The sequence below is a fragment of the Salinisphaera hydrothermalis C41B8 genome (genome assembly GCF_000732535.1).
GTDB lineage: Bacteria > Pseudomonadota > Gammaproteobacteria > Nevskiales > Salinisphaeraceae > Salinisphaera > Salinisphaera hydrothermalis.
This window is the reverse complement of sequence record NZ_APNK01000026.1, coordinates 1-24447: the sequence shown is the minus strand read 5'-3', so window position 1 is coordinate 24447 and position 24447 is coordinate 1. Positions and strand designations below refer to the sequence as shown.

Genomic DNA, 24447 nt, shown 5'->3' with positions numbered 1-24447 from the left:
ATCAGGAGCCCATTCATGAGTCATTTCCTCGACCGCCTGACTTATTTCAAGCGCAAGCAAGACGTGTTTGCCGACGAGCACGGCGAAACCAGTACCGACGATCGTGCCTGGGAAGACGCCTACCGGCAGCGCTGGCAGCACGACCGCATCGTGCGCTCGACGCATGGCGTGAACTGCACCGGCGCCTGCTCATGGAAGATCTACGTCAAGGAAGGGCTGGTCACCTGGGAGACTCAGCAGACCGACTATCCGCGTACCCGGGCCGATCTCCCCAACCACGAACCCAGAGGCTGTCCGCGCGGGGCCAGTTATTCCTGGTACATCTACAGCGCGAATCGACTCAAGTATCCCCTGGTGCGGGCCACGCTGATCAAGCTCTGGCGCGAAGCCCGTGCCCGGTATGACAACCCGGTCGACGCCTGGGCCTCGATCGTCGATGACGAAGCCAGCCGGCGCAGCTATCAGAAACGCCGAGGGCTCGGCGGCATGGTGCGCGCCAGCTGGGGCGAGCTCAACGAACTGATCGCCGCGGCCAATGTCCACACCATCGAGCGCTGGGGACCGGACCGGATCGCCGGCTTTTCGCCGATCCCGGCCATGTCGATGCTGTCCTATGCCTCGGGGGCGCGCTATCTGTCGCTTATCGGCGGTGTTCCGCTGTCGTTCTACGACTGGTACTGCGACCTGCCGCCATCCTCGCCGCAGACCTGGGGCGAGCAGACCGACGTGCCGGAGTCGGCGGACTGGTACAACAGCAAGTTCATCATGCTGTGGGGTTCGAACGTGCCACAGACGCGCACGCCGGATGCCCATTTCATGACGGAGTCGCGCTACAACGGCACCGAGATCGTTGTGTGCTCCCCGGACTATGCCGAGGCCACCAAGTTCGCCGACCTGTGGCTGTCGCCCAAGCAAGGGACCGACGCCGCACTCGCCATGGCGCTCGGCCATGTGATCCTCAAGGAATTTCACGTCGAGCGGCCCGACCCGTATTTTCAGGATTACTGCCGGCGTCTGACCGATCTGCCCATGCTGGTGCAGCTCGATCCACATGACGACGGCTTCGTCGCGGGGCGATTCCTACGCGCCAGCGACCTGACCAAAGAGGCCGGCGAACACGGCGACTGGAAAACCGTGGTCTGGGACGACACCCGCGACGCGCCGGCGGTGCCGCAGGGCTCGATCGGTTTTCGCTGGGACGACAGCGGACGTTGGAACCTGGAGCAGAAAACCGCGGACGACGTCGAAATCCACGCGCGGCTGAGCTTCATTGATCACGGTGACGACACGGCGCTGGTCGGCTTTCCCTATTTCGGCGGCTTCGTGCACGAGCAATACACGCCCAACGTGCAGGAAGACGTGCTCTGGCGACGTGTGCCGGTGACCCGGATCCGGCTTGCCGACGGCAAGACCGCGCGGGTGGCCACGGTCTACGACCTTCTGGTCGCCCACTACGGCGTCAATCGCGGCTACGACGACGGCACCGCGCGCCATTATGATGAAGACGTGCCCTACACACCGGCCTGGCAAGAAACGATCACAAGCGTGCCAGCCGCGCATGTGATCCATGTCGCGCGGCGTTTCGCTGAAACGGCGGCGCAGACGCAGGGCAAGTCGATGGTGATCCTCGGCGCCGGTCTGAACCATTGGTACCACAACGACATGAACTACCGCGGCATCATCAACATGCTGATGATGTGCGGCACGATCGGCGTCAACGGCGGCGGCTGGGCCCATTATGTCGGCCAGGAGAATCTGCGACCGCTGGACGGCTGGCTGCCGGTGGCGTTCGGTCTGGACTGGCTGCGTCCTCCGCGTCAGATGAATGGCACCTCGTTTTTCTATGCCCATTCCGATCAGTGGCGTTACGAGCAGGTCGGGGTCGACGAGATTCTTTCTCCCCTGGCCGATCCTAAACAGTGGACGGGCAGCCTGATCGACTACAACGTGCGCGCCGAGCGCATGGGCTGGCTGCCTTCGGCGCCGCAGCTCAACCGCAATCCTTTAAAGATCGCCCGCGAGGCCGCGCAAGCCGGCCGCGACCCGGTTGAGTACGTGGTCGAACAGCTCAAAAGCGGCGATCTGCGCATGGCCTGCGAGGACCCGGACGCGCCCGAGAACTGGCCGCGCAACATGTTCATCTGGCGCTCGAATCTGCTGGGTGCCTCAGGCAAGGGGCACGAATATTTCCTCAAGCACCTGCTGGGCACCGAGGACAGCGTACAGGGCAAGGATCTGGGCGCAGAGGGCGGTCTGCGTCCAGAGCAGGTGGTCTGGCACGACGAGGCGCCCCGCGGAAAGCTCGATCTGCTCGTCACGCTGGATTTCCGGATGTCCTCGACCTGTCTGTACTCGGACATCGTATTGCCGACGGCGACCTGGTACGAGAAGAACGATCTCAACACCTCGGATATGCATACCTTCATTCATCCGCTGTCCGAGGCCGTCAACCCGGCTTGGGAGTCGCGTTCGGACTGGGATATCTTCAAGGGCATTGCCGGGGCATTCTCGCAGGTCGCCGACGGTCGGCTGGGCGTGGAAGCCGATGTGGTGACCGCGCCGCTCAAGCATGATTCGCCCGGCGAACTGGGCCAGCCCTTCGATGTGGCCGAGTGGCACGACGGCGGCTGCGACCCCATACCCGGCAAGACCATGCCGGCGATCAAGGTCGTCGAGCGCGACTACCCCGCGACCTACGATCGCTACAACGCCGTCGGCCCGGCGCTTGAAGCACACGGCAACGAGGAAAAGGGCCTGCAATGGGAAACCGCGGGCGAAATCGCCGAACTCGGCGCGGTGCATGGGCGGGATCGACATGGTCGGCCGCGCATGGCGGATGCGATCCAGGCTGCCGATACGGTCATGACGCTGTCGTCGTCAACCAACGGTGCGGTGGCGATGAAGGCCTGGAATGCGCTATCGGCATCGACCGGCCGCGAGCACGCCCATCTGGCCTCATCCCGGGCCGGCGAGCACATCAAATTCCGCGACATAGTGGCCCAGCCACGCCGGGTCATCACCTCGCCGGTCTGGTCTGGCGTATCCGATGAAGACACGACCTACAACGGCAGCTATCTCAACGTCCACGAACTGATCCCCTGGCGCACGTTGACCGGGCGCCAGCATTTTTATCTGGATCACCAGTGGATGCGCGCATTCGGCGAAGGCTTCACCACCTATCGACCCCCGGTCAATACCAAGACCTGGAAGTCGATCATGAACACGCGGCCCAACGGCAATACCGAGATAGTGCTGAGCTGGATCACACCACATCAGAAATGGGGCATTCACAGCACCTACACCGATAATCTGATCATGCTCACGCTCTCCCGCGGCGGGCCGATCATCTGGATCTCGGAGGCCGATGCCAAGCGCGCCGGCATCGAGGACAACGACTGGATCGAGGGCTACAACGTCAACGGCGCCGTGGTTGCTCGCGCCGTGGTTTCGCAGCGTGTGCGTGAAGGCATGGCCATGATGTACCACGCCCAGGACCGCACGGTGAACACCCCCGGCTCCGAAATCACCGGCAATCGTGGGGGCATCCACAACTCGGTGACCCGCACGCTGATCAAGCCGACCCACATGATCGGCGGCTACGCGCAGTTCAGTTACGGCTTCAATTACTACGGCACGGTCGGCTCCAATCGAGACGATTTCGTGGTGATCCGCAAAATGCGCGATGTCGACTGGCTGGAAGGTGATAACCAGAGCATTCGCGATCAGGGGTACGTGCGATGAAGTCGCCGAGTGACGACGGCGCTCGACAATATGGGGAGATTCGGCCATGAAGATACGGGCCCAGATCGGCAAGGTCCTGAACCTGGACAAATGCATCGGGTGCCACACCTGTTCGGTGACCTGCAAGAACGTCTGGACGTCGCGCGAGGGCGCCGAGTACATGTGGTTCAACAACGTCGAGACCAAACCCGGTGTCGGCTATCCCAAAGAGTGGGAAAACCAGGATCGCTGGAAAGGCGGCTGGGTGCGCCGCGACGACGGCGATATCACCCCGCGACAGGGCGGTAAATGGCGGCTGCTGGCCAAGATCTTCGCCAATCCGCATCTGCCCGAGATCGACGACTACTACGAGCCGTTCAACTTCGACTACCAGCGGCTGCAAAACGCGCCAGCATCGAAAGCGCAGCCGACAGCCAAGCCCTACTCCGCGATTACCGGCGCCCCGATGGACAAGATCGAGTGGGGCCCGAACTGGGAGGAGATCCTCGGCGGTGAGTTCGCCAAGCGCAAGCGCGACTACAACTTCGCCAACATCCAGACCGAGATCTACGGCCAGTTCGAACACACCTTCATGATGTATCTGCCGAGGCTGTGCGAGCACTGCCTCAACCCGAGCTGTGTCGCATCGTGCCCGAGCGGGGCGATCTACAAACGCGCCGAAGACGGCATCGTGTTGATCGACCAGGACCGCTGCCGCGGCTGGCGCATGTGCATTTCGGGCTGCCCGTACAAGAAGATCTACTACAACTGGCAGTCAGGTAAGTCCGAAAAATGCATCTTCTGTTATCCGCGTATCGAGGCCGGCGAACCGACGGTCTGTTCGGAGACGTGTGTCGGACGCATCCGCTATCTGGGCGTGATGCTGTATGACGCCGATCGGATCAAGGAGGCCGCGAGTGTAGCCAACGAGGCCGATCTCTACGAAGCCCAGATGGATATCTTTCTGGATCCCCACGATCCGGAGGTCCAGGCTCAGGCGCGCGCCGATGGTGTACCGGACAACTGGCTGGAGGCCGCCAAACGTTCGCCGGTCTGGAAAATGGCCAAGGAATGGCGGGTCGCCTTCCCGCTGCACCCGGAATATCGGACGCTGCCGATGGTCTGGTATGTGCCGCCGTTGTCGCCGGTCCAGGCTGCTGCGGACGCCGGTAACATTGCCGCCGACGGCGAGATTCCAGATGTGGCCTCACTCAAGATCCCGGTCAAGTATCTGGCCAACCTTCTGACCGCCGGAGAGGAAGAGCCGATCATTAACGGGCTCAGGCGGCTGCTGGCCATGCGCCGCTACCGACGCTCACTGACCGTCGGCGATACGCCCAACGAGGCCGTGCTGGCACAGGTGGGGCTGACGCCAGCGCTGGTCGACGATATGTACCAGACCATGGCGATCGCCAATTACGAGGATCGCTTCGTGATTCCGACCGGCCACCGCGAGATGGCCACGGCCGACCCCTGGGGACAGCGCTCCGGCTGCGGTTTTTCCTTCGGCGACGGTTGTCATACCGATGGCGTGACCCGCGGCAACCTGTTCGGTTCCAAAAGCCCACAACAGCGTGATCACGCCCCCGGCGCGCCGCGCCCCGAAGCTGAAAGCGGGGCCCGGAAATGATGGACAACGACCATACGCGGGGTCGGGTACTGGCGGCCCTGTCCCGGGTGCTCGACTACCCGAGCGCGGAACTCCAGAGTCATGCCGCCGAGCTCGCCGATATGCTGTGTGCGCCGCCCGAGCTCAACGGCGCCGAGCGCGCGGCGGTCCGCGCGTTTGTCGATGAACTGGCCGGGCGCGATCTGCTCGACATTCAGGCGCGCTACATCGATACGTTCGATCGCGGCCGCAAAGTCTCGTTGTACGTCTTCGAGCACATCTACGGCGAGTCACGCGACCGCGGTCCGGCCATGCTCGAACTCAAAAGCGCCTATCACGAACGCGGCCTCGAGATCGACGCACGTGAACTGCCCGATTTTCTCCCGGTATTTCTGGAGTTCTGTGCACAGCTGCCGGAGGCCGAGGCGTATCGCTGGCTGGTTGAAACCACCCACGTACTCCAGCGGATCCGGGTGCGTCTGGCCGAACGCGGCAGCGCTTATGCCAGTGCATTCACGGTATTGCTGCGGCTGATTGGCGCCGACCCCGCGCCGGAGGGGTTGATCGACATGGCCGGCCGGGAAAAACGCGACGATACGCCAGCCGCAATCGATGCGGTCTGGATGGAAAAGCCGGTCACGTTTGGTCCCGGCGATACCCATACCAACTGCGGCGCAACACGTCAGGCGCCGCCCGATAGCGACGGCCATCGCGCCGGGTCGGCCCACGGAGGCTGAGATCATGCATACGCTCGATTACATCCTGTTTCAGATCTATCCCTATATCGCCGGCACGATCTTTTTGTTCGGTAGTCTCGTGCGCTATGACATGAGCCAGTACACCTGGAAAACCAATTCCAGCCAGTTATTGAACAACTCGATGGTCTTCCAGGTCGGGAGTTATCTCTTCCACCTGGGCGTTATCTTCCTATTTTTCGGCCACCTGATCGGGCTGTTGATGCCGGTCTCGTTCTATCCCTATTTGGGATTGACCGCCCACAGCAAGCAGTTGCTCGCGATGATCTCGGGGGGGTTGGCCGGCACGGCGGCCCTGGTGGGGGCCACGATATTGCTTTATCGACGACTGTTTCATCGGCTGGTGAGTGCTCAGTCGTTGCGCGGCGATAAATTCATTCTGATCCTGCTGTATGTGCAACTCGTGTTCGGCTTGGCGACCATTCCGATTTCGGCCCAGCATTTGGGTGGTGAGGAAATGGAGAAGCTGATCGGCTGGGCCCAGCACATCGTGACGTTCCGGCCGGGCGCCTCGACTTATCTGTCCGGCGTGTACTGGGTGTTCAAGGTCCACCTGTTTCTGGGGCTGACCGTGTTCCTGGCCTTCCCGTTCACACGCCTGGTGCATATCTGGAGCGTGCCGTATCGCTATGCCGGTCGACGCTATCAGGTCGTGCGTGAGTACCGTGCGCGGGCGACAGCGCGTTCCGAGCGCCCTTAAACCGTCGAACAAGAGAGCCGCTTATGCTTGCCATGGTCAACCGCGTCGTACTGCCAGAGCACCATATCAACGCTGAGTCCGGCGAAGTCGAATCCGGCACGATCGACGAAAAACGCGCCGAAGCCACACGGCGACTGGCCGTCAAGGAGCTGCTGCGCCAGCGCGCCGAGGCCGTCGGCATCGAGACCGCCGAGCGCCTGGATGCCGCAATCGACGAACTGCTGGCCGCAGAGGTCACGGTGCCCGAGTCCAGCGACGACGATTGCCGGCGCTACTTCGAAGCCAACCGGGAGCGATTCGTGACGCCGGTCCGCGTCGACATGGCGCATATCCTGCTGGCCGCCGCGCCCGACGATCCCGAAGCCCGGGTGACGGCCCGCGAGCAGGCCGACGATTTGATCGCGCGTATTCAGACCGAACCGGACAGTTTCGCCGCACTGGCGCGAACGCATTCGCGCTGCCCATCGGCCTCAGCCGACGGCGCGCTCGGTTGGATCGGGCGCGGTCAGACGGTGCCGGAACTGGAAAATGTGGCGCTGCGCTTGGATATCGGCTTGGCGAAAAAGCCCGTCGAGACGCGTTATGGCTATCATATCGTGCGTGTGGACGATCGCCGCGGCGGCGCGCCGCTGGCTTATGACGATGTCGCTGCCATGATCGCCGATTATCTGACCGAGTCTTCCTGGCGGCGTGCGGTCAGCCAATACATTCGGGTGCTGGCCTCCGAAGCGGAACTGCGCGGCGTGGATCTCGAGACTGCCGACAACCCGCTTTTGCAGTAATGAATACGTCACAATCGAACACCACGCCCACCCTCGAATCCTTCGGTGACTTGCTCGCCATGGCGCGGGCCGAACCCGATCCCTGCCGTTTGCTGACCGTGCTGGTCCAGGCCGAGATCGCTTATCGTCGTCGGTCCGACGGCAGCGAAGCTCTGGTTGACGAGGGCCTGTTACAGCCGGTCATGGCCCGCGACTGGGCAGTGACCGACAGTCTGCGTCTGGCTGATATCGTGGCCGGTGCCGACGAAGTCACCCACGATTGGCGTTTCCTGATGACTGCGATATTGCCGGGTGCGCGAGGCAGAGCGCCCACCTCCGGCGAATGCGAGTCCCATCTGGAGCGTATGGCGACCGCGCTGGCCATTGGTGCGGATCTGGACGCGTTCGTATTCTTCGATCGCGAGGGTGTGCCGGCTCGAGTCACAAACGCTTCGTCCTGATGCGTCGCGGCAAGACAGTGCGCCAATGGGATGGCGTACGTCGCGGGCAATACCGCATCGCGTATGCCGCCAGCTGATAGGTTGGCATGACACATTGGCTGACACGTCCCCTCAGCCGGGCACGCCATCCACCCGCGGTCGACAGTAGATCGTGCCGAAGTGCAGCCCCCAGGGGATGAACGCGGCGAGCCAAAGCAGCGCTGCCGCTAAAACCAGACCGAGATATGCATAGCCATGGCCCGGCCACGGAAATTCGGCCAGCACCCGGGCGATAGTCGCGAGCTGAACGGCTGCGAAGGCCCATAGCGTGATCCGGTCGGCCCGCAGCGGCCGGCCGGAGTGCCCGAGGCTTACGCGCGACGCCATCGCTACGAGCATGCTGGTGACGAAACCGATGGCCAGCGCATGCAACGGCGCCAGTCCCAGATCCAACGGGCTACGCGTCCATTGCAGCAGACTCTGGATAGCATACAAAGCCATCGCGACAGCCAGCCAAGCGAAACTCAAGTGGAGCATTCCAAGCAACGGCACCCGCAGGCTGCGCCACAACCCCCAGCGATAGCTATGCCAAGCGCCAATGGCAGCCAACGGCAGATCGCACAGAAAAAGCCATTCGGGCTTATCAAAAAGGGTCAGCCCGAAGTGCGCGAGGACGCAGATCAGCGTGGCCGGCAGGGTCCAGCGGGGTTTGATGGCGACGTAGGGCGTCAGCACCCTGCTGCTGAAGAACGGAATCATCCGATAGCTGATGACGATCACCAACGGCACCAGATAAAGCCAGAGCCCGACGGCGCCCGCGATCACCAATAGCTCATCCTGCGATGTCCAGAGCCACAGCGCGTGGCTGACGGCCCCAATACCGCCCAGGGTGACGCATCCGAATGGGAATAGCGCAAAGCGCTTGTCGCCGCGATTGGAGCACCGCCAGATACCGGCCAGGGTCCACAGGCCCACCCCCCAGCCGCCGACGAAGAGCCCAGTGCCGATGAGGGCCACATTGCGGCTTGTGAACAGGCCGAGGTAATAAGCGCCCATGCCGACCGTCAACAGCGCGGCCATTAGGGCATAGCGGCACCGGTCAACCTCGGCGGTATCCAGCCAACGGGGAAACACGGTGAGTAGGAAACCGAAGACAAAAAAGATGAACAGCCCGTAGAGCATCAGAAACAGATGCGCCGACATCGCATTGACGGTCAGCGGCAGCACGGGCACGGCCGGTATATAAAGTCCGGTCAGTACAACGAGCCAGAACAGGATGCACAGCACCAGTTGCAGCCCGCCAAGCAGAAAGAACAGCCGATGGGGCGCCGACAGAAGCGGAGGATCCCACGTTCCAAGCATCGTCTGCGACCGCTGTGGATCATCTGTTCTTCGAGGTCTGTTCAACGTCATTCGCACGGGCCGGCTTCGCTGGTTAGACTTTGGCTTGGTTCATGGGCAGTCTAGGGTTCGCGGCCCGGTGTTAGCGTTGACCTTGATCAAGACGCGCCTCGGAGGCCCGGCAGCCACACACCGAATGCATGCATACGGCCCCTGTGGCGCAGCGAAGGTATTCGAGACCGCAGATGCGCTACGAGCCGTGTCCGGACGGGCATTGTTTAGATGAAAGACACGGAGCACGCGGTCGTTCAGTCGCTACGCACGCATGACCTGTTCTCCGGCCTGAGCGATGCACAGCACGCGAGACTACTGCCGGCACTTCACATTCGAGAGTTCTCGGACGGCCAGATGCTGTTTCAGCAGAACGAGCAGGCACCTGCCTTCTTCGTCCTGTATTCCGGCACCGTGAAGCTCTATCGCGTTTCCAATGATGGCCACGAAAAAATCATGCGGTTGATCGAGCCCGGCCAGAGTTTTGCCGAGAGCGTGATGTTTATGGACGCGCCGCGATATCTGGTGAATGCCGGAGGGCTGAACGCCGGGGTGCTGGTGGCTATCGACGCCGCAGCCTATCTAGAGATCCTCCAGGACTCTTTTGTCGCCTGCCGGGCGGTACTGGCCAACTTGACCCAACGGATCGAGGCCCATTGGGATGAAATCGAGGCACTGTCGCTGCAGAACAGTCGTTACCGCGTGGTCCACTATCTGCTGAGTCTGGCATCCGACTGTGACGCGGGCCCGACGACGGTCAGATTACCGGCCACCAAGTCGCTGATCGCCGCCAAAATTGCAGTGACGCCGGAGACACTTTCGCGCATCTTACGGCTATTGCAGGACGAGGATTTGATCGAAATGCAGGGCCATGACCTGCATATCCCGAACCTGGTTTCGCTACGCGAGCAACTCATGGCGTGATGATCGACGAGTACTACGACGCAATCAAAACCGTCCACGTGACCTGTGTCGCACTCAGCGGCAGCCTTTTCGCGTCGCGCGCACTCTGGGTGTTGTTGTCGGGGCGCGCCCTTTGGAATTGGTTGCGCGTGCTACCGCACCTGATCGATACGCTGCTCTTGGCCAGCGGGCTGACGCTCGCATTCTTGATCCATCAATATCCATTCCTCAACAGCGACTGGCTCACGGCCAAGGTGATCGGCCTCATTGTCTATATCGCACTTGGTGTCGCTGTATTCCGCGCACCATATAACCGGGCGGGCCGCGCCGTCATCAGCCTGATGGCGCTGACCGTCTTTGTCTATATTGTAAGCGTCGCCTTCAGCAAGCAGCCCGCGGGTTTTCTGGCCCCTTATTTGTAAACGTCGCCGACCGACATTCGGCCGGACCGGGAATCGATTCGGATGACCGCTTTCCTAAACGATGCCGGGGTACGCCGCAGCTTGGGTCGGGTTGCCACGTTCGCCTCATAGTCCAATAGCCGTGGCCACGCATGAATCACTTGCTTGCAACCACCCATCCGGCCCGCAAACAAAACCAGAAGCCAAACTCTGGATGAATGATCAGGTAAGAACGGTCGCGCTGTCCGGGCCACCAATCCACGTAGCGTCGGGATATGACAGCGTGCATGGATTGTGCGAAATCTCTGGGCGCCCGCCCGAGACGTAATCGGCCTGCGCGGTGATCCAATCACCAAACGCTCCGCCCGCCAGCCGCTATCTGGGCCGCTGTAAATCCTTTGGCGCGCCCTGATCACATTTGACGCAGTTCAGCTCGAACCCCCTCATCGACGCGCGGCCGGCCTCGGTTGTCACCCAGGGGCGCTCTACCCACGGCGGGTTGTGGCGTACGTGCTGACAATGGCCGCAAACGAGTTCGGCCACCCAGTGCAGTTCTTCGTCTTGGTGAAAGCCGGCAATCGGTTGTCGCATGTCATCGGACCGCGAAAGGTAGCCTACCGAAAGAACATACCCAGCCCACCAGCGACTACTCCAGATCCGCGCTCAGACTGTCTAACGTCTTCGATACGCTGACAAACAAGCCCCAGTCAAGCTGGCGCTTTCAGTTCGAGCGCATCATGGACACGCGCACGGGCGTCAAAACCGGCGTTTATACCGAAGCTCAAAATGTCGTCAGCCCGCCCAAGCATTTGGTGCTTGGTGTCCGGCCGAACTCCAACAACGCCGTGAAGCGCCTGCTTGACACAGATCAAGGCAAATCTGCCACCGCATCGATAACCTCTGCCGCGCAGACTGCATGGAGTCGCAATCGTGACACACGTCGTGACCGACAACTGTATCAAGTGCAAATACACCGACTGCGTTGAAGTATGCCCAGTCGACTGTTTTCACGAAGGGCCGAACTTCCTCGCCATCGACCCGGCGGAATGCATCGACTGCACACTGTGCGTTGAGGTATGCCCAGCGCACGCTATTTTCGAGGAAGACGAGCTGCCCCCAGATCAAGGGCATTTTCTGGCTATCAATGCCGACCTGGCCTCGCGATGGCCCGTGCTCGATCATATTCTCGATGCGCCACCGGATGCGGATGACTGGAACGGCATAGCCAACAAACTGGAATATTTGGATCGCGGCGAAGCCGAGCATGCAGCACCGGCCGACGCGAAGCCACACGACATAACCATGAAGCAGTCGTGATTTAAGGATCTCGATCCGCCCCGTGCAGCGCACGCGGCGAATACCAGCGGCCCCTTGCAGATGGTCGCAATACCTCCTGATCAGATCGGCTATTCAGGGTTCTACGACGTCCATGACTGTTCTCCGATCCCCGTCTCTGCTCCGGGAATAGATATAGCTTCCCCAAGCGAACGAAGATCAAGCCTCCCCGCGCGGGTAGTTTCAGGTGTTGGGCAAGCGCAACGCGATTGCCCGCGCAGTTTAACCGTGGATACCACCCGCCTTGCTTTCGGTCTCTTGGCCACGATCAGATCCTCCGCCCATGCCAGGATACCGATATCCGAAAGGCCGTTTGTCTCCGCGGGCAATTCGTCCCTTGTATTCAATACCGGCGTTGAACCTGACCGCCTCGTCTCCCGGGCGGCACCTCACCGCTCTTATTCTTGTCCACCGCGGGGCCATTGCTTTATCTGATCCTGACTTTGTACTCGAAATCGAGTGCGCAACCTTGAGCGACTCTGGCGCGGAATGCCTTGATCATTCAGTCACCGCTCGTTCTGGTCTTCGAGTTGCTGCGCCCTGAAAAACAAACCGATCGCGAGCAGTAGAAACAAACCACCGCATGAGCCCGCCACGATCGTACTACCTTGCCAGGGGTTGGCCGCTAATACGCCGGCCAGTACGCCACACGCGGTGGCGAGGAAACGCAGAATTCGGGATGCTTTCATTATCGCATGGACTCCGTTGCGGGATGGGTATCGGACGGATAACCCGTCCGCACGCGGCGGGCGGGTTCGTCCGGTGGTGTGTCCAGCTTCAACCACGCCGGCCAGCGCGGTGGACGGCGATCTCGTCTCGGCTAACACGGCGGAGTTGCCGCGAATCGTGGTGTTTTGGCTCGAACCCTTCGCGGTACCAGCCGGCGCGGGCCCAGGCGTCGATTTCATGTTTTTTCCTGAGCGGATGTAACGGCAGGGCCAGTACGATAAGCGGCACTTTGGCCAGGAATGGGCTTTCCAGCGTGACGTGGCACAGGGCCAGGAGCAGGCCCATCCGCTCGGGCCCCGCGGTGATCTCGGCGATCGCGATATACAGGGCGGCGCCAACCACGCTGAGCGTGGTCAGCGGTCGGCCCTCCGTCAATTCGTCCAGTCGCTCAAGAAGCGATTTCGGGTGGTCATCCAGACGCGGTGCGGCGGCGAAGCCCAAAGGCGGAAGTTCTTGCATGGCATGTGTCCTGGCGATCGTTCCTGACCCCCACCCGGTGCGTCGGGCAGAGAGCGGGGCTATCGGCCTGGGACTGAGTCGGGCCGCTGGGCTGACGTAAATTGCTTTCAGCCTGCCTCGGTTGTCTCACGCCGTCGGTAAGACGCAACCCCAACAGCCGGCTTGCGCAATCGGCGACCGGGACGGCAGTGGAACATACCGGGCGCAGTATCCGAGCCAAGACGCGACACCGACTCGAAATATCACACGGAATGTCGGACCCTGCCCCGCCGGTTACTCAAGCACCTGGGCCAGAGCTGGGTGGAAGCGCCCCTGCGCACCAAGCGCGTACTCGCCCCGCTCTGGATGCCCTGCCTGACCAGGGACCAGGTCCATGAGATCCTGGCCATGACGGCACCGCCTTACGCTGTCGACGCGAAGGCACTAGCCGAGCAGGTCCGTTACTGGGACGACGTACAGCAGGTAACGAGCGCTGACGACATCGACCCGGAGGCCGGCGAGATCTTTTTCGAGCCCGCCGACGGCTACCAACTGATCCCGGTACACGAATAGCGGACTCAGCAAGATGTTGTCGAGGGAGTACAGCTCGTCGGCATCAAATTTAGCCAACGGCCCATTGCTGCCGCCCTCCGTCGTCGATATGCCAGGTCAATGGCCCGTTTTTGGCACCTTCGGATTGCTCCCGGCTGTGCAACAGGCTTCGGGTCGGCACGGCACAAGGTGTCATTCACATGAGTGTTGTGTCGACATCGGCGTGAGATTCGGAGTGAGGAATCACCGCTGCAGTGACAACAGGCAGCGCTCAGTCTCAAGTACATGATGACACGACGGCCGCGAGATCAGCGCGCGGCGGCCACTCCCCTAAATTAGGTTGTCGATCCTCTCTGACTGATTCCATGTCGTCTGAGGAGCCCTGTGGCGAGAAAGCCTTTGCTCCGGTCGTCGACCAGAGCAATGACGAAGCCACTCAGGAGGAGAATGAAGAAGGCGGACATTCTGCGGGATTGACGCTTGTCTCCGGTGGCAAAGTCAACGATGTTCACGGCGAGCAGGATGGCGACCGGAATTTTCACCATGAAGGCCAGGACGGCCTTGAAGGGATTGCGATTGTCGATAGAAGTGCGCACCAGTATGACCAGTGCCATCGTGGCCTCCAACCACCCGATATACGAGGCGAGGCCATAAAAACTTGTGGCGCCCATGTTCATCAGTATGAAAAAGGCCGCAATGGGCAATGTTACCGTCAGCCAGCAGAACGTGACATCGTTGAAGTCGCGGTACACGACGATCTGCTTGAGCATTCCCAGGATAAGCCCGAGCCCCCATATTGCTGCCAGGGCCCAAAGGACATAGTCGAGATGCGACAGAGCGAGATTCTCGGCTCGGTGGATATGGTTCTCGATCATCCTGCCCCCTGTTCTGATTTTTTTGGCCCGCCTTGGCTGGCGCGTCGCAGCGCGTTCAGCTCAGGTCGCCGGTGTGGATGTCGCGTCTGTCGTTTTATTTGGACGCGCCCCCGAGCGGCTAGACCACTGTTCGATCCTTGAAAGACCGTGGGCTGACAGACGCAGCACAAAAATGGAGGGCCTGATCAGGTACTTCAGGATCCATGAGCAGATATAGAGCAACGGGAGCAGGATGAGGAACCACCCCGCAAATTGCACCAGCCACACTGGAAGTCCGAGTATGTGAGCCGCCACTGCAAGCGCGTCCGATATGAGCGATGGGTGAAAAATCGCCAGATAGCCCGTCGCCGCGATAAGAGGCAACTTTGCGTACTTGCTGTAATTCACGCCCTTGGCAGTAGCGTGTCCGAACTTGGCCGTCCCTTGAGCGAACGTGGCCGATCTCCCGGTTTCCTTCGCCTCTCTCGCTGCGCCTCCCACATCCTGAGCCATTTTTCTTGCTCCGCCCGCCTCATCGGCCACACGGGCGGTTCTGCTGGCGTCCTCGGCGAATTCAGTGGTCCTGGCTGCCGCTTCGGCCGTCTTACCGACCCGCAGGAGCTTCATGCCGCCGAATGTTCCGATCACATCCGCTGCGGCCCAGCCCACGTCGCCCGCGGTGACCTTCCGACCGGTTTGGTACTTGGTGTCGAGCTTTCGTATCCCGCTACCGAAGAATGAATTCAGGTCCTGCAGGATGCGTTCGCTCTGGATCCAGGTGACATGACCATCTTTGGCCATGGCAAACTGGCTGAGAAAATCATGACCATCCTTGTGAATGAATTGGATGGCAAACCATCCCCGCATTGTGGGGGTCAAAGGCGGATGATTGTCACCGCTGCGCTCTGACAGGCTCCCGTCGACATTGGACGATTGCGTCCGGTCAGCGGCAGAAACGGTATCGGCCCCACCCGGATTCGTGGCACCTGCGTTTGGGTCGCGTGCCTCGGCAGAATGGCTCGATGTCTTGGGGACCTTTTTATCCGACGTCCCGAACCCGAGCCAGCCTTCCACCCGAGCCTTGGCCAAGTGCACGCCTCGACTCGCCGAATGCATTGTCTGCGCTGAGTAGTACATCGCATCGACCGAGTGCACGTCATTGGTCACGAAATAGTAGATGGGCGGGATGACGCTGCTGCCGTAGGCACTCAGGATAGTCCGGAATTCAGGCTGATCGCCGTAGATGGGCAGGACCTTCTCTGCCATCTCGGGATACTTGATCAAAGAGGCCTCCGCCACGTAGAGCGGCACCTTGTTCTTCAGATGCAGGTAATGCAGGAGCACCGCATCAACCTCGGGCGTTTCCTTTCGGGCCGTATCAGCAAATTGGGGCAAGGCTTTGACCGCGTTATCCTTGACCAGGTCATCGCCGAGTGGAGTGGATTTCCACGTCAGCACAATCAGGATGGCGGCCACTACCGCGGCCACGACAAGGATGTATAGCTTCTTCAAACGCGCTCTCCCCGGAAAATGACACCGGCAACCCTGATGCGGCTCTTGTACGCCATGTGCCTGAGGCTCCAATCAACTACCCACCGCCCCGGATACGGGGGCGGTCGTATCTGCCCCCCCCCCATTACAGCCTCAGGAAAAGGGCATGAAGCACTCGTGCCGCATAACGCGCCGACAATTCTTCAGCGCGGACGTGACCGGTCGCGCCGGTAGACGAGCCCGTGATCACCATACGAGCTTCGACTCATCGAGCATCTGCTCGCCATCCCATCGATACGCGACAAGCTTGCCGCCTCGGGCGACGCTGTAATCCAGACACGCGACGTTGCTCCCCTGCAGTCTCGGCTCGCCGGTCAGCCAGTAATGGCCAAAGAAAATCGGCGGCAAGTCTGGCTCGTAGCCGACCAGCTTGCTGCGCTCGGCGTTATGGCCGGCGGTCGCCGCATCGAGGCCCGGCGGACCGATAACCATCTTATCCAGTGATTCGGCATTCTCCATCCACCAGCGAATTCTGGCCTCACGCCGTGCCTGCCCGTACTTGTCCTTGAATGTAATGCCGGCTGGCAGTTCAAACTCCAGTCCTTTCAGAACGGTTTCGACCGCGTCATGTGCAGCGCTGGCCTTGTCGCAGGACTCGACAAGAAATGATTCGCTCATCACCGGACGCTCGCCAAGGCGGGACCTCAGCGATTCGATTGCAGCAGGATCCCAGCACGCGTGCACGGCACGAAGCCCATCAATCTCGATGAACAACGGCAGCGTCTTGAACCACTCGATCATGTCCTGAAGGGCGGCGGGGTCATCGAACTCGGCCAATGTGTTCTCGTGTTGGCCGAGATTTTTCTTCGAATGAGCGCGTAGATAGCCCCCGGGCTGATCGGGATCCCTGGTGTGATAGCAGATCGCGTTGTATTCGTGGTTGCCCATGATCGCCAACGAGCCTCCGGCGTCGACCATCGGTCGGACAATCTCCATCACACGTCGATTCTGGTTGCCACCGTCGATGAAGTCGCCGAGAAACAGCACTCGCCGATTCGGGTGGCGATACACACCAGCACGCTGCTCATACCCCAGCTTCTCCAGCAGCTGTATCAAGTCGTCCGCGAACCCATGCACGTCACCGACCACATCCCATGCCTGCCCCATAAACCCCCTTCTCATACGAATGGCCGGCACAGTGACCATGCCTCTAACAACCCGATCCTATCGAATCAGGCGACAGGCCATGTCGCGATTTGCCTTATGATTCGCGGGACGCGCCGCTTTTTTGAGCAACGGCCCTCTTCAGTCAACATCAGGAGCGCGTCTTACAGACAAGCGGTTGACTATTCGATCAAGCGAAAGCCTCGCCACCAAGCGCCAGCGCGGGTGGAATGTTTCGTGACGCCGCTGACACCGTGACCGGGATCGCCGAAACGCGCATCATGCCCCGGAGTGTTCGGACACCCGTATCAATATTGGACTTACCCGGATCCATAGACACTTCCGTCGCTAACGAAGAGGCTGCCTCGAAGGCCTCGGCACTGAGCAACTGATCACGGTTCTGTGCTTGGTACATAATAAAAAAAACGCTTGATTATTTCTTATGCTTGTCGCGCCTCACATTTCTGACATAAATGATTAGGTTTGGAATCCCGAACAACGAGGCAAAACCGATAAGACAAAGCAGCGTTAATGTTCCTGCGTCCATAACAAACTCCATATGGCCTAACGCTCAAGCGTACCAGCAGTACCGATGCGACGTTTTCTTATGCTAAAAAATCTCGGGTTGAATCGCCAGATAAGCGCTAATAAAGCGCATGCGATAGGCCCCGGCTCCAAGGATGAAGCAACACAGTCTGCGATTTTCAACTATAGCGCGAAGAAGAAAAAGACGCGCGAGGGAGCGTTTCTCGAATAGATGGAAGCACTCATTCCCTGGGCCACCTCCGAAGCCGAGATCGCACCGCAGCACTATCCATGCTCGGGCCGACGCGGGAAGCAGCCGATCGGGTTGGCAACACAATTGCGCATCGATCTGATGCAGCAGTGGTTCAATCTGTCCGATCCGATGATGGAAGACGCGCTCTACGAGATCGAGTTCATGCGGCGCTTCCCCGGCCCGGAATTGTGAGAAGACCGTATTCCCGACGAAACCACGATCTTTAAGTTCCGGCATCAGCTGGAAGCGTATGATCCGGCCTCGATCCTGTGGGTACGGTCGCCGGGCTCGAATGTTGTATGCCGCCGGCTGTGACAGTTGGATAGAGAAAATCGGTTGGCCAACGGGCAGTGGCTAGCGCGGCCTCGCATTGCCCCTCGGTGCCGTACCGTTGCATGAACTCGTGCATCCAAAGCCCGGGGGCATCTGAGCCCGATTGATCGCCATGACGCGTCTCCCGTGCTGTCATGAGCTGATTGTTCAGCGCGACCGGGGCCGTTCTTGACCCGGCTGGGTTTCGGGCCTGATCAAGGCACCATTTGTGGATGCAGGGATTCCGAGCTCGTGCAAGCGTGTGAGAGGGAACCGGTGAACGAATAGTCCGTCAGGGTCCGATGCCGATACGAAAACCGGGCACCACCCACGGAGAGCGGACACCACGCAGGCAGTCGCACCTAGCCGGTGTCGAACCCGGTCCCTGCAAACGAGGAGCAGTCCACACGCGTCGATTAACCTCCCCACGCGCCGGGGTGCGACGAACAGCCGATCGCGATCGCCGTGGAACACCTGCGAATCCTCGGCAGCGCCCCAGCTCACCTGCTTGACCTACCGGTCGCGTACCACGAATCGATGCCGGAATGATTGCCACCATATGCAACCCCCGTCATCTCCTATGCAAGATATTGTATTGAAACGGATGTGACGATTTCAGCCATCATTTTTTTGCTCACGTCAGCGCACAAGAACCAAGCTCCCGTTTTGCGTATCCGATCCGTTGTCGCCCATTTGTCGAACAATAGTCGACCAGCTGGCGTTCCGACCCGTCCCGCTCCGCGCCTCTCCCGCCCATTTGTCGCCCATTTATCGACCTGCGAGCAGAGTACTGCGGCGGCAGCACGCTATGGCTGACTCACCTGCGTTAACCACCACTTGGTGGAGAGGCAATTACGAGTGAGACGAAGGTCCCGCGTACCGTAGTGTTTTAGACAATATCCCCTTTAGATGGGGATATGCGATTTGGATTTGGCCAAATACGGAATCAGTCCTCCGCCTCTTAGGCGGAGAATCTATCGCGAGCGAATCGGGCGTCGCGCATTTCCGCAATATTCAGATCAATATCCCCTTTAGATGGGGATATGCGATTTGGATTTGGCTAAATACGGAATCAGTCCTCCGCCTCTTAGGCGGAGAATCCATTGCGAGCGAATCAGGCGTCGCGCCTTCCCGCAATACTCAGATCAATATCCCTATTAGACGGGGATATACGATTCAGATTCGGCCAATCACAGAATCAGTCCTCCGCCTCTTAGGAGGAGAACCTATTGGATAACCAAAATCACTCAATACCGCCAATAAATCCATGATTCATTCTCCGCCTTAGAAGGGGACGACTGATTTGCAATCAGTGGAATCGTGAATCAGTCCTCCGCATCTAAGGCGGATAATCTCTCGAGAACCTGAAAAGCCCTTTAAAATCAGTTGACGCACTAGGGGGATATACGATCTCCGAAACTGCTTCAGCTAAGAAGGGGATGAACGATTTGGAAACGGAGCTTAAAACCACCCCAGTCAAGACATGGGACAAGTCCCGCCGCGACGTGGGGTGAATCGCCCCGGAATTTCTCGGAAGCTCCAACTCTCGAGAGACTGGAGCGATGAAACAGAGCAAACGTTATTCCCCGGAAGTGCGTCAACGCGCGGTCCGGATGGTATTCGAGCATCAGGGCGCGTATGCCTCGCAGTGGGCGGCGATCGGCTCGATCGCCGGTAAGTTTGGTTGCACGCCCGAGACGCTGCGGAACTGGATTCGCCAAGCTGAGCGCGGCCGTGTTCTGCGCGACGGCCCGACCAGCGAAGAACGCGAACACGTCACAAGGCGCTTGAGCGCGAGAACCGCGAGCTCAAGCGCGCCAACGGGATCCTGCGCAAGGCCTCCGCGTATTTTGCCTAGACGGAGTTCGACCGCCGCGGCAAGTGATGATCGATTTCATCGATCATCATCGCGACGTCTGCGGTGTCGAGCCGATCTGCACGACAACAGCGCGATGCCCGAATGCGTGGAGCAATTCAGCATACGTGGCACGCTGCACCGTCGAGCGTCTGATGCGGAACATGGGCCTGCGCGGTGTTACCCGCGGTCGTGCGCCGCGAACGACCCGTTGGGGGGGCTCGCCGGACCGCTCCCGAGAATCATGTCCGCCGAGACTTCACGGCGGCTGCGCCCAACCGGCTCTGGGTCGCGGATTTTACGTACGTCGCAACATGGCGCGGTTTTGTCTATGTCGCCTTTGTCGTCGACGTGTTTGCCCGCCGCATCGTCGGCTGGCACGCGTCGAGCGCGCCGAACACGAGCCTTGTGCTCGGTGCACTTGAGCAGGCCATTCATGATCGCCAACCGGCCAAGGGCTTGATTCAACACACCGATCGCGGCGTCCAATATCTGTCGATCCGATACAGCGAGCGGCTCGCGGATATCGGGATCACGCCCTCAGTCGGGCGTGTCGGCAGCTCGTACGACAACTCGTTGGCCGAGACAGTGATCGGGTTGTTCAAGACCGAGGTCATCCGCTGCAGCGGACCGTGGCGACATCTTGAGGCCGTGGAATTGGCCACCTTGGATTGGGTCGACTGATTCAGTCGTCAACGCCTTCTCGGCCCCATCGGCGACATCCCGCCGACCGAGGCTGAAGAAGACTTCTATGCAACGATTTCCGAGTCCGCCAACGCCGCGTGACTCAAACACACGAGCCTCCGGAAAACCCGGGGTGATTCGCCCGCGCGTTTGCGTCTTAGGGGGCTACTGAAAAACCCGGCAAATCTCGGGACAATGGCCAGCAGTAGTGAGTGAGCAGGAGCCGAGCCGATGCGTAGCCCGGACGCCGAACAGCCGTCGCTGTTCTCGTATTCACAGACGACCGATTTCGTGCCCGCCGATCACCCGCTTCGCCAGATCCGATCGCTGGTCGATGCGGCCCTGGACTCGATGGAGGGCAAACTGACGGCCAGCTATTCGCATACGGGCCGACCGGGCATTGCCCCGGAACGCCTGATCCGGGCGCTGTTGCTCCAGATCCTGTATTCGATTCGCTCCGAGCGTCAGCTCGTCGAGCAGCTGCGCTACAACATGCTGTTTCGCTGGTTCGTCGGACTGTCATTGGACGACGCGGTCTGGGACGCCACGACGTTCACCAAGAATCGGCAGCGCTTCATCGATGGCGCGGTGACCGGTCGGTTGTTGGACGCGGTGGTTGATCAGGCCCGCCAGCGACGGCTGTTGTGCGAACAGCATTTCTGCGTGGACGGCACGTTGATCGACGCCTGGGCATCGATGGGCAGCTATCGTCGCAAGGACGATGACGACGACCCGCCGAAGGGCCCGCCCGACTTCAAGGGCGAGTCTCGGCGCGCGGACACCCACGAGTGCAAGACCGATCCCGACGCCCGGTTGTACAAGAAAGCCCGGGGCCAACCCAGCCGACTGTGTTATATCGGCCATGTCCTGACCGACAATCGGCATGCCCTGGTGGTTGACGCCGAAACGACGCACGCCAGCGGTACCGCCGAAGTCGATGCCGCGCTGGCGATGCTCGATCGAAGACCGGGCAAGCGCCGCCTCACCGTCGGCGCCGACAAGAACTACGATCAGCATCGTTTCATCCAAGGCGCTCGCCAGGCCCAAGTGACGCCGCACGTGGCCCAGAACAACAAGGGCCGACGATCGGCGATCGGCGCCCGTACGACACAGCATGTCGGCTACGCGAAGTCGATCAACGCCCTCCACCGCGTCGAGACGCCGTTCGGCTGGGGCACGTTCAACCGGCCGCTGCGGCAAACCATGCTACGCGGACTGGATCGGGTCGCCGCTCAGGCCAAGCTGGTGTTTGCCAGCTATAACCTGATGCGGATCGCCGCCTTGGAGGCGGCATGAACGCATTCCCTAGCCGAACTGCGTCTGAAAGCCGCGATTTGAACCCGATGAACCCAAAAATCGGACAACAAATAACCACAAGCCGAGTCGGAACAGGCGACAGACAAGCCTCGCACAAAATTTGATAGCTATTTCAGCAGCGCCTTAGGCCGAAACATTCGCAGAGCTCGAATGCCTATAAATGAAATCAATAAGTTGAGAGATCAAGGTGTCCAACTTGGACACTTTTGGACGGCAATCGTGGATTCGTCGACCCCACCAGTGAGCTGACCTTGACTTCCATTACGAGCCTGAGACAGTCGTCATGAATCACGACCGGTACGACGAGTAAACCGGCGGGGGACGGCCGGTAATCCCCCATTTGACCCAAGTTAATTGTTGGAAGGATTACTGCGGGACGCGGCGGCGGCATGCTCGACCCGATCAGGTGGCAACGGCCCCGCTGCCGAGGGCTATCGGCCCCGCGTGATACAGGGCCGCTTATGCAGTCTACCGTGATGAATGGACATCACGCTTCGCTGTTGTATGACCAGCGCACTAAGACGCAAGTCCGCCGGTCGGCTTGCGCCATCGGAGAGTAAGCAGAAGCTAGGACACACCGGACACGGTGGCCTCCAGCCCCTAATCAGCCTTACTGAGATAGCGTTTAAATGATCGCTTTGAAACTTACCTCACCGAGGCGACGCCTGCCGATCGAACCGATATTGACAGGCGCGACATTCAATACGATTACAGTCGCGATACCGCAATTGGCTGACCCAATCGCACGACCATTCGACGCTCAACACCGCGGACGGGACATGGCCCTCGTCGTCAATCAGCTGGCCCCACGGCAACTGCGATACCGAAATCACAGTTTAGTTCTCCTGTCTCTTAGACGACGGGCGCGCCGAGCTACGCTTAATTGGACCCCGAGCGGCGGCATAAATCGGAGGTTCGAGGCGCAAAGTGAAAATGCTGCCTGAAGATTTCGCCATCCCCCTTGTTTAACTCGGCTGGAAAACGGCTTCGCGTTGGTATCGTGGAATCACCGCACTGGATGCCGCCGTCTGTCGGCACACGAGACGGATGGCCGCATCATTTTTTTAGAGACACGCGCGTTGTCGGGGATCGCACATGAAACGCATGATGCTGGGCGAGTACCGCCGGCATGCCTTCGTCGGCAAGCCGCCCTCGCCCCAAACCATCATCAACTGGATCAAGGACGGTGACTTGCCCGGCGAGAAATTGGGCGGGGCCTGGGTAGTATTCGTCGACGACAACGGCGAGCCGCTGCGCTCTACTGGCAACGCGCTGGCTGACGCCGCGCTGAGCCGGTGGCAAGATCAGCAGTCCGCCTCATAGCCATGGCCGACGTGGGCAGAAAGCGCAGCGCTCGCTTCCGGCACCTGCCGGACAACCTCGAGCCGAATCCCCGGAAGAACGCGACCTACTACCGGTACAAGATGCCGGACGGTCGACGTGTGCAGATGGGCAAGGATGAGAAGGCCGCGATCGATGCTGCGGTGGCGCTGAATCTCAAGTTCCGGCGCGAGGCTTCAAACCTCGTCGATAAGGCGCTGGCCCAACCCAAGTCACCCACGAAGAACCCAGGCTTCGGCCAACTGCTGGACGAATACGAGAAGCACCTGCGCGGACGCGGTCTGGCCGAAGGCACGATCGACGGAAAGGCAATCAAGCTGCGCGAATACCGCGAGCGCTGGCCGAATCGCACCGTGCAAGAGTTCGAGACGATCGACATCAGCGGCCTGCTCAAAGAGAAGCCGCACCACGCCTACGGCAAGCATCGCGTGCTGCTGTGCGACCTGTTCAAGTTCGCCAGCCACCAGGGATACCGCGACGACAACCCGGCCACCCGCACGCTTGAGCAAAAGGGCAAGGCGCCACAGAAAGAGCGCCAGCGCCACACTTGGGCGGGCTACTGCGCCACCCACGAAGCGGCCGATCCGTGGCTGCAGCGCGCAATGGGCGTTGCTTTGTACAGCCTGCAGCGGCGGCAGGACTTGTGCGCGCTGCATATCGACAACGTCGACCTCAAGCGCCGCTCGTTCCGCGTGTTCCAGCAGAAGTCTCGAAACTACCAGCGCCCGGTCTACATCGAGATCGAAATGGGGCCTGAGCTATTCGACGTTGTCCGTTCGTGCGTGCACTCAGACGTGCCCAGCCCCTACTTAATACACCGCCGACCCGTGCGAATCCAGAAGCGCGATCGTAAGTGTCAACGCCGACTGAAAAGTGACCCCTTTTGGTCTTGAAACGCCGATTGAAAATTGACCCC

The 24447-nt window shown here is 60.3% G+C and carries 20 protein-coding genes, 3 pseudogenes and 1 other annotated feature; of the genes and pseudogenes, 15 read left to right on the top strand and 8 right to left on the bottom strand.

The annotated features are described in order from the left end of the window. The first annotated feature begins 15 nt into the window (after positions 1-15). From C41B8_RS14285 to C41B8_RS14260, 6 genes are read left to right on the top strand one after another with little or no spacing between them, the layout of a single operon-like run. Positions 16-3741: a nitrate reductase subunit alpha gene (locus C41B8_RS14285; RefSeq protein WP_037339598.1), complete on the top strand. Its 3726-nt coding sequence runs from the start codon at positions 16-18 to the stop codon at positions 3739-3741. Between the two features lie 46 nt (positions 3742-3787). Then, complete coding sequence (narH, locus tag C41B8_RS14280; RefSeq protein ID WP_037339595.1) at positions 3788-5350, top strand: nitrate reductase subunit beta; 1563 nt, start codon at positions 3788-3790, stop codon at positions 5348-5350. Continuing rightward, the gene (gene narJ / locus C41B8_RS14275) at positions 5347-6066 is read left to right on the top strand and encodes a nitrate reductase molybdenum cofactor assembly chaperone (RefSeq protein ID WP_084189020.1); all 720 of its coding nucleotides are present in this window, start codon (positions 5347-5349) and stop codon (positions 6064-6066) included. The genes narH and narJ overlap by 4 nt, the downstream gene beginning before the upstream one ends. Before the next feature lie 4 nt (positions 6067-6070). Continuing rightward, positions 6071-6784: a respiratory nitrate reductase subunit gamma gene (narI, locus tag C41B8_RS14270; protein WP_037339593.1), complete on the top strand. Its 714-nt coding sequence runs from the start codon at positions 6071-6073 to the stop codon at positions 6782-6784. Positions 6785-6807: 23 nt separating this feature from the next. Then, on the top strand, positions 6808-7566 hold the full coding sequence (locus C41B8_RS14265; RefSeq protein WP_037339589.1) for a peptidylprolyl isomerase: 759 nt from the start codon (positions 6808-6810) through the stop codon (positions 7564-7566). Continuing rightward, positions 7566-8006 carry a hypothetical protein gene (locus tag C41B8_RS14260; protein ID WP_037339586.1) on the top strand — a complete coding sequence of 147 codons (441 nt, stop codon included), beginning with the start codon at positions 7566-7568 and terminating at the stop codon, positions 8004-8006. The genes C41B8_RS14265 and C41B8_RS14260 overlap by 1 nt, the downstream gene beginning before the upstream one ends. 111 nt (positions 8007-8117) lie before the next feature. On the opposite strand, the gene C41B8_RS14255 is transcribed toward C41B8_RS14260, so the two are convergent. Next, positions 8118-9347, bottom strand: a complete 1230-nt coding sequence (locus C41B8_RS14255) for an NnrS family protein (protein ID WP_037339584.1) — start codon at positions 9345-9347, stop codon at positions 8118-8120. A 261-nt stretch (positions 9348-9608) separates the two neighbouring features. Between C41B8_RS14255 and C41B8_RS14250 the strand changes: the two genes are divergently transcribed. Both C41B8_RS14250 and C41B8_RS14245 read left to right on the top strand, forming a co-directional pair. Continuing rightward, positions 9609-10301, top strand: coding sequence for a Crp/Fnr family transcriptional regulator (locus C41B8_RS14250; RefSeq protein ID WP_037339580.1), 693 nt, complete (start codon positions 9609-9611; stop codon positions 10299-10301). Continuing rightward, the gene (locus tag C41B8_RS14245) at positions 10301-10702 is read left to right on the top strand and encodes a SirB2 family protein (RefSeq protein ID WP_037339577.1); all 402 of its coding nucleotides are present in this window, start codon (positions 10301-10303) and stop codon (positions 10700-10702) included. Before C41B8_RS14250 ends, C41B8_RS14245 begins: the two co-directional genes overlap by 1 nt. A 354-nt stretch (positions 10703-11056) precedes the next feature. On the opposite strand, the gene C41B8_RS21065 is transcribed toward C41B8_RS14245, so the two are convergent. Further along, positions 11057-11272, bottom strand: coding sequence for a DUF3565 domain-containing protein (locus C41B8_RS21065; RefSeq protein WP_084189017.1), 216 nt, complete (start codon positions 11270-11272; stop codon positions 11057-11059). A 339-nt stretch (positions 11273-11611) separates the two neighbouring features. Between C41B8_RS21065 and fdxA the strand changes: the two are divergent. Beyond that, positions 11612-11932 (top strand): annotated as a pseudogene (gene fdxA, locus C41B8_RS14240) (ferredoxin FdxA); the annotation flags it as partial. 590 nt (positions 11933-12522) lie between these two features. On the opposite strand, the gene C41B8_RS20510 reads toward fdxA, so the two are convergent. Further along, a complete protein-coding gene (locus tag C41B8_RS20510; RefSeq protein WP_156962550.1) occupies positions 12523-12705 on the bottom strand; it encodes a hypothetical protein in 183 nt (60 codons plus the stop codon). An 88-nt stretch (positions 12706-12793) separates the two neighbouring features. After that, the gene (locus C41B8_RS14235) at positions 12794-13204 is read right to left on the bottom strand and encodes a hypothetical protein (RefSeq protein ID WP_037339575.1); all 411 of its coding nucleotides are present in this window, start codon (positions 13202-13204) and stop codon (positions 12794-12796) included. A 387-nt stretch (positions 13205-13591) separates the two neighbouring features. Here C41B8_RS14235 and C41B8_RS14230 point away from each other — a divergent pair, with 387 nt between their 5' ends. Next, complete coding sequence (locus tag C41B8_RS14230; protein WP_156962548.1) at positions 13592-13756, top strand: hypothetical protein; 165 nt, start codon at positions 13592-13594, stop codon at positions 13754-13756. A gap of 314 nt (positions 13757-14070) precedes the next feature. Here the strand turns inward: C41B8_RS14230 and C41B8_RS14225 are convergent, their stop codons facing one another. The 3 genes from C41B8_RS14225 to C41B8_RS14215 all read right to left on the bottom strand — a co-directional run bounded on the left by C41B8_RS14225 (position 14071) and on the right by C41B8_RS14215 (position 17247). Then, positions 14071-14610, bottom strand: a complete 540-nt coding sequence (locus tag C41B8_RS14225) for a hypothetical protein (RefSeq protein WP_037339570.1) — start codon at positions 14608-14610, stop codon at positions 14071-14073. 60 nt (positions 14611-14670) lie between these two features. Then, positions 14671-16101, bottom strand: coding sequence for a hypothetical protein (locus C41B8_RS14220; protein ID WP_037339567.1), 1431 nt, complete (start codon positions 16099-16101; stop codon positions 14671-14673). Positions 16102-16326: 225 nt separating this feature from the next. Further along, on the bottom strand, positions 16327-17247 hold the full coding sequence (locus C41B8_RS14215; RefSeq protein WP_051883566.1) for a metallophosphoesterase: 921 nt from the start codon (positions 17245-17247) through the stop codon (positions 16327-16329). Between the two features lie 754 nt (positions 17248-18001). Here C41B8_RS14215 and C41B8_RS21190 point away from each other — a divergent pair. Beyond that, positions 18002-18214: an IS5 family transposase gene (locus tag C41B8_RS21190; RefSeq protein WP_051883565.1), complete on the top strand. Its 213-nt coding sequence runs from the start codon at positions 18002-18004 to the stop codon at positions 18212-18214. A 127-nt stretch (positions 18215-18341) separates the two neighbouring features. On the opposite strand, the pseudogene C41B8_RS20915 reads toward C41B8_RS21190, so the two are convergent. Further along, a pseudogene (locus tag C41B8_RS20915) lies at positions 18342-18469 on the bottom strand (IS1595 family transposase); the annotation flags it as partial. Between the two features lie 1427 nt (positions 18470-19896). Here C41B8_RS20915 and C41B8_RS14200 point away from each other — a divergent pair. The 4 genes and pseudogenes from C41B8_RS14200 (at position 19897) to C41B8_RS14185 (ending at position 24424) form a co-directional block, all read left to right on the top strand. Further along, positions 19897-20975 (top strand): annotated as a pseudogene (locus C41B8_RS14200) (IS3 family transposase). Next, positions 20177-20293 (top strand) — a sequence feature (AL1L pseudoknot). Its footprint overlaps the pseudogene before it by 117 nt. 129 nt (positions 20976-21104) lie before the next feature. Next, positions 21105-22169: an IS5 family transposase gene (locus tag C41B8_RS14195; protein WP_037339561.1), complete on the top strand. Its 1065-nt coding sequence runs from the start codon at positions 21105-21107 to the stop codon at positions 22167-22169. A 1116-nt stretch (positions 22170-23285) separates the two neighbouring features. Then, complete coding sequence (locus C41B8_RS14190; RefSeq protein WP_051883564.1) at positions 23286-23513, top strand: MerR family transcriptional regulator; 228 nt, start codon at positions 23286-23288, stop codon at positions 23511-23513. A gap of 2 nt (positions 23514-23515) precedes the next feature. Beyond that, positions 23516-24424 carry a phage integrase Arm DNA-binding domain-containing protein gene (locus tag C41B8_RS14185; protein WP_037339558.1) on the top strand — a complete coding sequence of 303 codons (909 nt, stop codon included), beginning with the start codon at positions 23516-23518 and terminating at the stop codon, positions 24422-24424. Positions 24425-24447 lie beyond the last annotated feature (23 nt).